Source organism: Caldalkalibacillus thermarum (genome assembly GCF_014644735.1).
GTDB classification, from domain to species: Bacteria; Bacillota; Bacilli; order Caldalkalibacillales; family Caldalkalibacillaceae; genus Caldalkalibacillus; species Caldalkalibacillus thermarum.
The window spans coordinates 1-11,280 of sequence record NZ_BMKZ01000062.1 but is presented as its reverse complement, the minus strand read 5'-3'; the positions used below and the strand labels follow the sequence as shown (position 1 = coordinate 11,280).

The 11,280-nt window shown below is 47.4% G+C and carries 12 protein-coding genes; 11 read left to right on the top strand and 1 reads right to left on the bottom strand.

Features of this window, described 5'->3' with window-relative positions:
* Positions 1-132: 132 nt before the first annotated feature.
* The 8 genes from mnmG to IEW48_RS15450 all read left to right on the top strand — a co-directional run bounded on the left by mnmG (position 133) and on the right by IEW48_RS15450 (position 7,648).
* A complete protein-coding gene (gene mnmG / locus IEW48_RS15485) occupies positions 133-2,022 on the top strand; it encodes a tRNA uridine-5-carboxymethylaminomethyl(34) synthesis enzyme MnmG (protein WP_188624550.1) in 1,890 nt (629 codons plus the stop codon).
* Between the two features lie 17 nt (positions 2,023-2,039).
* A complete protein-coding gene (rsmG, locus tag IEW48_RS15480; RefSeq protein WP_188624549.1) occupies positions 2,040-2,756 on the top strand; it encodes a 16S rRNA (guanine(527)-N(7))-methyltransferase RsmG in 717 nt (238 codons plus the stop codon).
* A gap of 168 nt (positions 2,757-2,924) precedes the next feature.
* Positions 2,925-3,749 (top strand): nucleoid occlusion protein, encoded by an 825-nt coding sequence (noc, locus tag IEW48_RS15475; protein WP_188624548.1) that lies wholly within the window; start codon positions 2,925-2,927, stop codon positions 3,747-3,749.
* A 64-nt stretch (positions 3,750-3,813) separates the two neighbouring features.
* Complete coding sequence (locus IEW48_RS15470; protein WP_188624547.1) at positions 3,814-4,584, top strand: ParA family protein; 771 nt, start codon at positions 3,814-3,816, stop codon at positions 4,582-4,584.
* Complete coding sequence (locus IEW48_RS15465; protein ID WP_188624546.1) at positions 4,569-5,411, top strand: ParB/RepB/Spo0J family partition protein; 843 nt, start codon at positions 4,569-4,571, stop codon at positions 5,409-5,411. The genes IEW48_RS15470 and IEW48_RS15465 overlap by 16 nt, the downstream gene beginning before the upstream one ends.
* Before the next feature lie 34 nt (positions 5,412-5,445).
* Positions 5,446-6,606: an aminotransferase class V-fold PLP-dependent enzyme gene (locus IEW48_RS15460; protein ID WP_188624552.1), complete on the top strand. Its 1,161-nt coding sequence runs from the start codon at positions 5,446-5,448 to the stop codon at positions 6,604-6,606.
* A 21-nt stretch (positions 6,607-6,627) separates the two neighbouring features.
* Entirely contained in the window at positions 6,628-7,329 is a 702-nt protein-coding gene (locus tag IEW48_RS15455) for a DUF554 domain-containing protein (protein ID WP_188624545.1), read from the top strand.
* 55 nt (positions 7,330-7,384) lie between these two features.
* Positions 7,385-7,648: an MOSC domain-containing protein gene (locus tag IEW48_RS15450; protein ID WP_188624544.1), complete on the top strand. Its 264-nt coding sequence runs from the start codon at positions 7,385-7,387 to the stop codon at positions 7,646-7,648.
* Here the strand turns inward: IEW48_RS15450 and yyaC are convergent.
* Entirely contained in the window at positions 7,588-8,232 is a 645-nt protein-coding gene (gene yyaC / locus IEW48_RS15445) for a spore protease YyaC (protein WP_188624543.1), read from the bottom strand. The genes IEW48_RS15450 and yyaC overlap by 61 nt on opposite strands.
* A gap of 191 nt (positions 8,233-8,423) precedes the next feature.
* On the opposite strand from yyaC, the gene IEW48_RS15440 reads away from it, so the two are divergent.
* The 3 genes from IEW48_RS15440 to ychF all read left to right on the top strand — a co-directional run bounded on the left by IEW48_RS15440 (position 8,424) and on the right by ychF (position 11,016).
* Positions 8,424-9,473 (top strand): YkvI family membrane protein, encoded by a 1,050-nt coding sequence (locus tag IEW48_RS15440; RefSeq protein WP_229704088.1) that lies wholly within the window; start codon positions 8,424-8,426, stop codon positions 9,471-9,473.
* A gap of 63 nt (positions 9,474-9,536) precedes the next feature.
* The gene (locus tag IEW48_RS15435) at positions 9,537-9,743 is read left to right on the top strand and encodes a DUF951 domain-containing protein (RefSeq protein WP_007503328.1); all 207 of its coding nucleotides are present in this window, start codon (positions 9,537-9,539) and stop codon (positions 9,741-9,743) included.
* 175 nt (positions 9,744-9,918) lie between these two features.
* Positions 9,919-11,016, top strand: coding sequence for a redox-regulated ATPase YchF (gene ychF, locus IEW48_RS15430; RefSeq protein ID WP_188624542.1), 1,098 nt, complete (start codon positions 9,919-9,921; stop codon positions 11,014-11,016).
* The last annotated feature ends 264 nt before the right edge of the window (positions 11,017-11,280 follow it).

The window sequence follows — 11,280 nt, the reverse complement described above, 5'->3', positions numbered from 1 at the left end:
GCACCCTAGGTCTGTAAGATATCCACAAAACTGAAAAAGGATGTAAGGGATTTTGTCGAAAAATATTTTTTGGACACCCCTGAGAGGCCGAAAAGCCTTGATAGATCAACATTTCTAGAGGGAGGAAGAAAGATGCCTGTTACCCATAAAGATGAGTATGATGTTATTGTGGTTGGCGCCGGCCACGCCGGGGTTGAAGCGGCCTTGGCCGCGGCACGGTTAGGTTGTTCCACTTTGTGTTTAACCATTAATTTGGATACGGTGGCCTATATGCCGTGCAACCCGTCTATTGGAGGGCCGGCCAAGGGACATGTGGTGCGTGAAATTGATGCTTTGGGCGGTGAAATGGGGCGCAATATTGATAAAACGTATATTCAGATCCGCATGCTGAACACAAGCAAGGGGCCGGCTGTGCAGGCCTTGCGGGCACAGGCCGACAAATTTTTGTACCAGCAGATGATGAAACAAACCCTGGAGAACACCCCCAACCTTGTCTTGCGCCAATCCCTGGTGGAAGAGCTGATTGTGGAGAACGGGGTATGCAAAGGGGTAATCACCAAAACAGGGCAGGCTTACAGAGCTAAAGCGGTGGTCTTAACAACAGGCACGTACTTGCGCGGCAAGATCATTTTAGGGGAGCTGGAATATGAAAGCGGCCCCAACAATCAGCAGCCGGCTATCCGCTTATCGGAAAATCTGGAGGAGCTGGGCTTCGAACTGGTCAGGTTCAAAACGGGAACACCGCCCCGGGTGCATGGGGATACCATTGATTACAGCAAAACGGAGAAGCAGCCAGGGGATACAGAGTTTCGGGCCTTCTCTTATGAGACCACAGAGATGCAAAAGGACCAATTGCCCTGCTGGCTGACCTACACCAGTGCCAAAACCCATCAAATTATAAATGACAACTTGCACCGTTCACCCATGTATTCGGGAGCCATTAAGGGAACAGGCCCCAGGTATTGCCCGTCCATTGAGGATAAAGTGGTACGTTTCCACGACAAACCGCGCCATCAAATTTTCTTGGAGCCGGAGGGGCGCTATACGAATGAAGTGTATGTGCAGGGCTTATCCACCAGCATGCCTGAAGAGATCCAGTTGGAAATGCTCCGCTCTATTCCGGGGTTGGAAAATGTGCGCATGATGCGTGCTGGATATGCGATCGAATATGATGCGATCGTGCCTACCCAGCTTTGGCCGTCTTTGGAAACAAAGCTGGTGGAAAATCTGTTTACCGCCGGCCAAATTAATGGGACCAGCGGTTATGAGGAAGCAGCCGGCCAGGGCCTTATGGCTGGCATCAATGCCGCCCGCAAGGTACAGGGGAAGGATCCGATTATTCTGGACCGCTCCCAGGCCTATATTGGCGTCCTGATCGATGACCTGGTGACCAAAGGGACGAATGAACCGTACCGCTTGTTAACCTCCCGGGCAGAATACCGGCTGTTGTTGCGCCATGATAACGCTGATCTGCGCTTGACCGAGCTGGGGTATGAAATCGGCTTAATTTCTGAAGAGCGTTATCAGCGGTTTAAACGGAAGAAAGCATTGATTGAAGAAGAAATTAAACGCTTGAATCAGGAAAAGGCCCGTCCGGATGAACGCACGCAGGCGATCTTGCGCGAAGCGGGAACGAAAGAATTGAACAACGCTGTTCCGCTGGCCGTGTTGCTGCGCCGGCCTGAACTCACGTATGAGCATATCGCCCGCATTTCTTCTCCATCTCAAGAGTTGCCTAAAGAGGTGACGGAACAGGTTGAAATCCAGGTGAAGTATGCCGGTTATATTGAAAAACAACTGCAACAGGTGGAACGGATGAAAAGCATGCAAAACAAGCGCTTGTCCCCTGATCTGGATTATAACCAGATTCAAGGCTTATCCACCGAAGCCCGGGAGAAGCTGTCCAAGGTCCGTCCGCTGAACATTGCCCAGGCTTCCCGGATCTCGGGTGTGACTCCGTCCGATATTTCCATTTTGTTGATTTACCTGGAGCAAATGAATCAAACAAAGAAAAATGCTTAAACAGGGAGCAGCAGCACATGAATCAGGAACAGTTTCACCACCAGCTGGCCAGGCAGGGGATAACCCTGTCCCCAGCCCAGCTGGATCAGTTTGAGCAGTATTACCGTTTGCTGGTCGATTGGAATCAGAAAATGAACTTAACCGCCTTGACTGAGCGGGAAGAGGTCTATTTAAAACACTTTTACGATTCACTGACGGTGGCTTTTTATTATAACTTTCGAGAACCCGTCAACCTTGTGGATGTGGGAGCCGGGGCAGGATTTCCCAGCCTGCCCTTAAAGATTTGTTTTCCCCATGTGCAAGTCACGATCGTTGATTCCCTGAAAAAACGGATTACTTTTCTAGAACATCTGGTCCAAGCATTAAACTTGGATCATGTCCGCCTGTATCACGACCGGGCTGAGCATTTTGGCCAATTACCTGAACACCGGGAGCAGTATGATCTTGTTTTAGCCAGGGCAGTGGCCAGATTAAACGTCTTAAGCGAACTCTGTTTACCTTTGGCTAAAGTCAAAGGGACTTTCATTGCCATGAAAGGGGCTAAGGGAAAGGAAGAGCTGAGAGAAGCACAAGGGGCCATACCTAAGCTGGGTGGAGAGATAAAAGACTTGCATCAGTTATATTTACCGGGTGATGAGGGAGAGCGTCAGCTGATTATCTTGCACAAAGTGCGCCCTACACCGGGGAAGTACCCCCGCCAGCCGGGACTTCCAGCCAAAAAGCCGTTAAAGTAAACCATCCAGTTATGTTTCACGTGAAACATTTTCGCGTGAAACATATTTTTTTAGAAGGATTCTGGTGATAAAATAGAGAATGTTTATAGGGGACAGGATAGATTTCGGACCTCATCTTTTACAATCCTAGTTTACCTATCATTACAGGATGGTTTAGGTGGTGTCACTATGAAAGAACATCTTTCTCGTTTTTTTGGCATAGCAGAAAAAGGGGAAGGGGAAGAGATCAAGTATATCCCGATTAAGAATATTGTGCCTAACCGCTATCAACCGCGCACCGTTTTTGACGAGGTAAAAATTGATGAGCTATGCCAAACGATCAAGACACACGGTATTATTCAGCCGATTGTCGTGCGGAAATATGCTGAAGACCAATATGAAATTATAGCTGGTGAAAGGCGCTGGCGGGCTTGCACCAAGTTGGGTATGGAAACCATTCCGGCCATTGTTAAAGACTTTAACGATACGCAGGCTGCTTCTGTGGCATTAATTGAGAATTTGCAGCGGGAAGGATTAACCCCTATAGAAGAAGCGTTAGCCTATCAAAAGTTGATCGAATTGCATGGTCTCACTCAGGAAAGCCTGGCCCAGCGCCTGGGTAAAGGACAATCCACCATTGCCAATAAATTGCGCTTGCTTCATTTGCCTGAAGAGTGCCATCAAGCCTTAAGGGAACGCAAAATTTCAGAGCGTCACGCACGTGCGTTGCTTACCTTGAAAGATCCTGAACTGCAGAAGAAGTTTTTAAAGGAAATCATTGATAAACAATTGAATGTCAAACAGACGGAAGAACTCATAGAGAAACACTTGAACAAAAAACCGCCGAAAAAGAAAAAACCCTTGCGAAAAGCTTATTCAAGGGATATGCGCTTAGCAATGAACACCATACGCCAATCTGTGGACATGGTTTTAAAAAGTGGACTCAGCATCGAAACCGATGAGAAAGAACATGAGGACTACATTGAATTTACAATTCGAATACCAAAGCAATAAATAAGCGGCCATGATCAGCCGCTTTTCTTACCGTTTGTTCACAAATGATAATGAGGTGAAAGGGATGGGTAAAATTATAGCGGTTGCCAACCAGAAAGGCGGGGTAGGCAAAACCACGTCTTCTATTAACTTAGGGGCCTGCCTGGCTACTCTGGGACAGAAAGTCTTGCTGATTGATATCGACCCACAGGGGAACACCACCAGTGGGATTGGCATAGATAAGGCTGATATCCAGTACTGCATTTACGATGTGCTGATTAATGATGTGCATCCCCAAGAGGTGATTCAGCATACCTCGATCGAGAACCTGCATATTATTCCTGCCACCATCCAGCTGGCCGGAGCTGAAATTGAACTTGTGCCTACCATCTCCAGGGAGATCCGCCTTAAAAAAGCTTTGCAATTGGTGCGGGACAATTACGATTTTATTTTGATTGATTGTCCTCCCTCATTAGGCATTTTAACCATCAATTCCCTGACCGCTGCTGATTCGGTGTTGATTCCTATTCAGTGCGAGTATTATGCATTGGAAGGATTAAGCCAGTTGCTGAACACCATCCGCCTCGTGCAAAAACATTTAAATAAAAACTTAACCATTGAAGGGGTATTGCTGACCATGCTGGATGCCCGCACCAATCTGGGCATTCAGGTCATTGAAGAAGTAAAAAAATATTTTAAGGAAAAAGTGTATCAAACCGTGATCCCCCGCAATGTGCGCCTGAGCGAGGCACCCAGCCACGGCAAGCCGATCATCGATTACGACCCGAAGTCCAAAGGGGCCGAGGTGTACATGGAGCTGGCCAAGGAGGTGCTGAGTTTATGTCTAAAAGGTTAGGGAAAGGGTTGGATGCCCTGCTCCCTTCTTTAGAGATCAATGATCATGATCAAGTGATTCAAATTAAGCTGAGTGAATTAAGGCCCAATCCTTATCAGCCGCGCAAGGATTTTAATGAGGAAGCGCTTGCGGAGTTAACCCAATCCATTAAAGAACACGGGGTGATCCAACCGATTATTGTGCGCAAGAGCATAAAAGGTTACGAAATCGTCGCGGGTGAACGCCGGTACCGGGCCTCAAAGGAAGCCGGTTTGGAGACAATCCCTGCTGTGGTCAAAGATTTTACCGAATCGCAAGTGATGGAAATCGCCTTGATCGAAAATCTGCAGCGGGAAAATCTGAACGCGATGGAAGTGGCTTATGCTTATAAAAAGCTCATGGACAAATTTAATTTGACGCAAGATGAACTGGCTGTCAAAGTGGGCAAAAGCCGTCCCCATGTAGCCAACTTCTTGCGCCTTCTCCAGCTTCCTGACAACGTGCAGGAATATGTTTCACGTGGAACACTATCCATGGGACATGCCCGGGCTTTACTTGGTTGTAAAGATAAAAAGCAGATCAGCAAATTGGCCAAAAAGTGTATCGATGAACAGTTAAGCGTCCGGCAATTGGAACAGCTCATCAAACAGCTTAACAATGTTTCACGTGAAACAAAGCAAAAGAAAAGCAAAACGAAGCCCAACCCCTTTATCCATCAGTATGAGGAACAATTAAAGAGCAAATTAGGTACCTCTGTTAAAATAAAAAAGGGAGATAAAAAGGGTAAGATCGAGATTGAATTTTTCTCTGATGAAGATTTGCAGCGTCTTGTGGAGATGATCGGTTAGCTTGATTAGTTCAAGCACCGAAGGAACGGGAGGCATTACTGTGATTTATTTTGACCAAGCTGCATCCTCTTGGCCCAAACCTGACGGGGTTGCCGAAGCCATGATGGAAGCCGTTCAACAATATGGAGCCAACCCGGGCCGCGGTGGCCACCAGCTGGCAGTGCGGGCAGCCCAGACCATTAGCCAAACCCGGGCCAGACTCGCTAAACTGTTTGGGATTAAAGATCCAAAGCACATTATTTTTTTTCAAAATGCGACACAAGCCTTAAACCAAGCGATCAAAGGTTTTGAATGGAAAACAGGGGATCATGTGCTCACCACTGCCTTTGAACATAATTCCGTTCGTCGACCGCTGGCCTATCTCCGTGACCGCTATGGTGTGAAGCTTACTTTTATTGAGCCTGATCATAACGGTCATATTGATCTTGATCAAGTGTCCCAAGCCCTTACCCCGCGGACTAAACTGGTAGTGGCGACCCATGTATCCAACGTGACTGGTGCTATTCTTCCCATTCGCCAGCTTGGCCGGCTGGCCCGCCAGCATCACATCCCGTTTCTCGTGGATGCATCCCAGTCAGCTGGTATTTTGCCGGTTGACGTGGAAGAGGACTGCATCGATTTGCTGGCTTTTCCCGGGCATAAAGGGCTGTACGGCCCCCAAGGAACGGGAGGTTTATACATATCTCCCCAGATTGATTTGATTCCTCTCTTTCATGGCGGTACAGGCAGTCACTCAGAGTTGGAGCAGCAGCCGGACAGCCGGCCGGCACGGTATGAATCAGGAACATTAAACACACCGGGAATTGCCGGTTTAAATGTGGGAGTTGGTTTTGTTCTGGAACAAGGTGTGGGGAAGATCTGGGACCACGAGTGGATGTTAACACAATATGCTTTGGAGCAACTGAGCCAAATCAAAGGTCTTCATTTGTACGGACCGGAACTTGGAGTCAAACGGGGGCCGGTTGTGGCTTTCAATCTGGAAGGGATTGATCCCCATGAAGTGGCGATGATCCTGGATCAATATTATGGCATTGCCACCAGGGCAGGATTGCACTGCACACCCTTGGCCCATCAGGCATTGAGCACAAGTCCTGTGGGCACGGTCAGGGCGAGCTTCGGATTTTTTAACCGCAAGGAAGAGATTGATCAGTTGGTTCAAGCCCTGCTGGAAATAAAGGCAGGATTACTGGGGTAAAAGGGAAAGCAGGGGATCAAGATGGTCTTGTTAGGCGTCATTGTGAATACTTTAGCCATTATAGCGGGAACTTTCGTTGGGCTTTGTTTGCCAAATATATCGGAAAACATGAAGTCAACCGTGCTAAAAACGCTTGGTATTGCCGTTGTCGTGTTGGGCATGGGGATGGCTTTTGAGGCAGAATATTTCTTGATTGTTTTGTTTAGTGTTGTGCTGGGCGCGATCCTTGGCGAATGGCTCAGGGTGGAAGACCGTTTGGAACAGCTGGGAAAATGGCTAGAACAGATAGCAGGCACAAACCGGGGGCATGTGGCCCAAGCGTTTGTGACGACCACTTTAATTTTTACGATCGGTGCCATGTCCATCATCGGCTCTTTAAACAGCGGATTAAACTTGGATCATGATGTTTTGTACACTAAATCCTTTTTAGATGGCTTTGTTTCCATTATTTTTGCTTCCACATTGGGTATCGGTGTCATTTTTTCAGCTATTCCGGTTTTTATCTACCAGGGTGCGCTGGCTCTGTTGGCCACGACCATTGACCAATGGTTAACACCTGAACTATTGGACCGGTTGGTGAATGATATTACCGCCACAGGCGGGATTCTGATTATAGGGATAGGGCTTAATTTGCTTGAAGTGACCAAAGTAAAGGTGGGAAACCTCCTGCCTGCCTTGGTTGTGGCCGTGCTGATCAGCATGGGGGTCTATCTGACAAAATAAAGTTTTTATGGGTAAAATATTCTGAAAAAATGACAAGACATTGGGGTGCAGAATAATGAAACAAAGTTATATGGTCATGTCCGTTAATGTAGGCCAGCCCAAACAGGTTGAGAAAAACAACAAAAGGTGTTTAACGGGTATTGACAAGCGGCCTGTCACGCAACCGGTTTACCTAAGTAAACTGCATCTGGCGGGAGATGCCCAGGCAGATTTGGAACACCATGGTGGAGCAGATAAAGCAGTGTGTGTCTATCCTTATTATTTAAAGGGAAGTGGTGGCGAGAACAAACGGCTAAACAAAGAAGCGGGCTTGGTGTGAAGCTCACTTCTTTTTTTATGCCTTAAACGCTGGTCCGCCAGCCAAATGCCCTGGGCCATACGCGCCGCCATGTTCATCACCAGGGATAAGCGGGTGTTTTGCAAAACAAAATATTCCATAAATCCACCCACATTAACAATGCCTGTCAAATGCAAGTCGCCCACTGCCGGCAATTTTTTGTTCACTCCTGCTCCAGGTTGTAACGCGCCTTCTCCTAATGTGACATGACCCACATGCTGGTAGTGTCCCAGACAAGCATCTGCGGCAATAATGAACGGGCGCTGATGATGCTTGGCAATGGCGGCTACCGATTGCTCCAAATTGACCGCATGGACCGGTTGGTTTAAAGTGCCGTATACATGAAACTGTTTTAATTCCACATCAGCTAAATAACTGCCTAAAAGCGGCCCAAGGGCATCACCTGTGGAGCGGTCGGTCCCGATACACAGAATGACTAAGTCATATTCGCCCGCTTTTGGTAATAAGGTGTTATATAAAGAGCGGGCAAGCTTTTCGGCAAAACCCTCGCTGTTATAGGCTTCACGGAAAAGAGGAGGAGGGGAAGAGTGACTTAACTGTCTCATCGGAACGCCTTCTTTCCTGTATAAATTTTACATGTAAATAGGCTGTACAGACTTTGATTTAAAATTCCGTTTATTTGCTAGCTTATACTTCTGTCTGGATTTTGCTCATGGCATATGGGGTTTATTAGCATTATAGGATGGTATAATGGCTTTTATACATGGGGTAAGAAAAGGCTAGGAGGCATCTTTAGGTGACGGTGTCCACCATTTGGAAAGGGTCCAAAATTGCCTTTTTAATTATTGGCACAACGATTGGGGCAGGATATGCGTCAGGGAGGGAACTGTGGGAGTTTTTCGCCTCATACGGCCCTCAAAGTCAAAAGGCTGTCTTGCTGTCAATGATACTCTTCTCGTTCAGTTGCTATGTCATTATGATGGTAAGTCACCGTTTGCAGGCTCCCCATTACCGTATGGTGCTGGAAGAGATTGTTGGGCTGAAGTTAGCCAATGCTTACGATGTACTTATCTTTCTATATCTGCTTTCCACTACTGTGGTCATGTTTGCCGGCAGCGGGGCCATTTTAGTCTACTGGGAGCTGTCCTATTGGATTGGCGTGGTTCTGATCGGGATTTTAGTGTGGGGCGTGTTTTGGCGTGATGTGGAGGGTGTGATGTCTTTAAACAGCCTGTTAATTCCTGTGTTGATTGCCATGCTGGCGTTGGCCTGTGGTTTGTTTCTGTGGCAAAACAACCCGACAGGCATTGGCTGGGAAAAAGGAGAGGGGCATGTGCTTTCGGCAGGGATTGCTTTTACAGCGCTTAATATATTACCTCTTGTGGCCGTATTGTCTGCCATTGGTTCCAAAGTGGAGAAGGCGGAGATTGCGATTTCCTGTGTGGTAAGCGGGACCTGCTTGTCCCTTATGTCCATTTTGTATAATCAATCCTTGCTTTTTGTCAGTCATGAGATCATGTTGTATGATGTTCCTCTGTTCGCCATTTTGCAAAACTTTCCGCCACAGTGGATGGTTGGGGTTTCCGTTGTGTTGTGGCTGGCCATCTATACCACAGCGGTCAGCAATATTTTTGGGTTGGTCTCCAGGTTTAAAGATTACGTCTTTTTGCCCCAGTGGGCCGTGGCCGGAGGTTTTATCCTCTTGGTCATTCCCTTAACCACCTTTGGGTTTACCAAGCTGATTCAAATCCTATATCCCTTGTATGGTGTATTAAACTTGTTTATCCTGGGCATGATTTTGCTTTATCCCTTCAAGCAATTTGGCCTTCCCTATGACAAACACTGAACACCTGTACTATAATGATTTTAAGCATGACTGGTTAGAAACGGCGCCGAAGGAGGGAAAAGCATGGAACGGAAAGAGTTTCATCTCTATGACATTGTAGAGATGAAAAAACCCCATCCCTGTGGAACCAATCGTTGGCAAATCATTCGCATGGGGATGGATATCCGTATCAAATGTCAGGGCTGCAGCCACAGTGTACTCATGCCTAGGCGCAAGTTTGAACGGAAATTGAAACGGGTGCTGGAATCGGTTGGGGCAAATAAGGAATAGATGCATCATCAATCGGCCTGTCCCCTTCATGACCGGGGGCTTTCGGGTTTGACGAAGCTGATATTTTGTCTTATGCTCAAAAAGGCTGAAATATTCTCTAGAGGATACGTAAGAAACGTGTGATCTCCAAAAGCACTTTTCATCCCAGAGAATCGAGCAAAGGAGTAGAGAGACGTTGTTAAAAGCAGGTATTGTTGGTTTGCCTAACGTGGGCAAGTCTACACTGTTCAATGCCATTACGCAAGCCGGGGCCGAGTCAGCAAATTATCCTTTTTGTACGATTGATCCCAACGTCGGGATTGTGCAAGTCCCTGACCACCGTTTGGAGAAGCTGGCAGAGATTGTGCACACCCAGCGCATTATCCCGACTGCTTATGAGTTTGTAGACATTGCCGGCTTAGTGAAAGGGGCCAGCCGAGGAGAGGGGCTGGGCAACAAATTTTTGGCCAACATTCGCGAAGTTGACGCTATTGCCCATGTCGTTCGCTGTTTTGAGGATGAGAATATTACCCATGTCACTGGTCAGGTCGACCCCATTGCTGATATCGAAACGATTAACCTAGAGCTGATTTTGGCTGACTTGGAAACAGTGGAAAAGCGGATGACGCGGGTACAAAAAATGGCCAAATCTGGCGACAAAACGGCTAAACAGCAACTGGAAGTGCTGGAACAGCTTAAACAAGCTTTTGAACAGGGGCAAACGGCACGCAGTCTCAACCTGTCTGAAGAGGAAGAGCACTTGATTAAGGAATTGCACTTGCTCACCCTGAAGCCTGTTTTGTATGTGGCCAACGTGAGTGAAGGAGAGATCGGACAAGAGGAAAACAACCCCCATGTCCAGCGGGTCAAAGACTATGCTGCTCATGATCTGGCTGAAGTCGTCACCATCTGTGCCAAGGTGGAAGCGGAAATAGCCGAGCTGGAAGGGGAAGACAAGGTGTTGTTTTTAGAGGAACTGGGCATTCAAGAATCTGGCCTGGATCAGTTGATCAAGGCCACTTATAAACTGCTTGGGCTGGCCACTTTCTTCACTGCCGGTGAAAAAGAGGTGCGGGCCTGGACCATTAAGGAGGGCACCAAAGCACCCCAGGCGGCTGGTAAGATTCACTCTGATTTTGAAAAAGGTTTTATTCGTGCCGAAGTGATTCACTACAATGATTTGGTGGCGGCCGGTTCAATGGCCGAAGCAAGGGAAAAAGGGCTGTTGCGTTTGGAAGGGAAAGATTACGTAGTGAAAGACGGGGATGTGATCCATTTCCGTTTTAATGTGTAATCAATATAATCGAATTGGCGTAAAAAGGCAGTGGCTGCGGGGCCCGTGAGCGTTCATCTCCGGGCCTGTTTTTTGTTTGTTTCTCATATGGTAAGGGATGGGGAATTTACGGTTTACTGTTATCTCTGAGATAAAAATTTGAACACTCCCACCACCTACGCTTCGCTTAGAGGTGGGGGATTCTTGGGAACAACAGCCTACCAGCCGTTTATTGACCAAGCGATCCCCGTGTGTCCCACGGTTCAGTTGACTAGGAAGCCAACA

Excerpts from the sequence above, each read along its gene's own strand:
- IEW48_RS15435 (WP_007503328.1), top strand. The coding sequence starts at position 9,537 with ATGGAACGGAAAGAGTTTCATCTCTATGACATTGTAGAGATGAAAAAA.
- IEW48_RS15450 (WP_188624544.1), top strand. The coding sequence starts at position 7,385 with ATGAAACAAAGTTATATGGTCATGTCCGTTAATGTAGGCCAGCCCAAA.
- IEW48_RS15470 (WP_188624547.1), top strand. The coding sequence starts at position 3,814 with ATGGGTAAAATTATAGCGGTTGCCAACCAGAAAGGCGGGGTAGGCAAA.
- yyaC (WP_188624543.1), bottom strand. The coding sequence starts at position 8,232 with ATGAGACAGTTAAGTCACTCTTCCCCTCCTCCTCTTTTCCGTGAAGCC.
- IEW48_RS15455 (WP_188624545.1), top strand. The coding sequence starts at position 6,628 with ATGGTCTTGTTAGGCGTCATTGTGAATACTTTAGCCATTATAGCGGGA.
- mnmG (WP_188624550.1), top strand. The coding sequence starts at position 133 with ATGCCTGTTACCCATAAAGATGAGTATGATGTTATTGTGGTTGGCGCC.
- rsmG (WP_188624549.1), top strand. The coding sequence starts at position 2,040 with ATGAATCAGGAACAGTTTCACCACCAGCTGGCCAGGCAGGGGATAACC.
- noc (WP_188624548.1), top strand. The coding sequence starts at position 2,925 with ATGAAAGAACATCTTTCTCGTTTTTTTGGCATAGCAGAAAAAGGGGAA.
- IEW48_RS15465 (WP_188624546.1), top strand. The coding sequence starts at position 4,569 with ATGTCTAAAAGGTTAGGGAAAGGGTTGGATGCCCTGCTCCCTTCTTTA.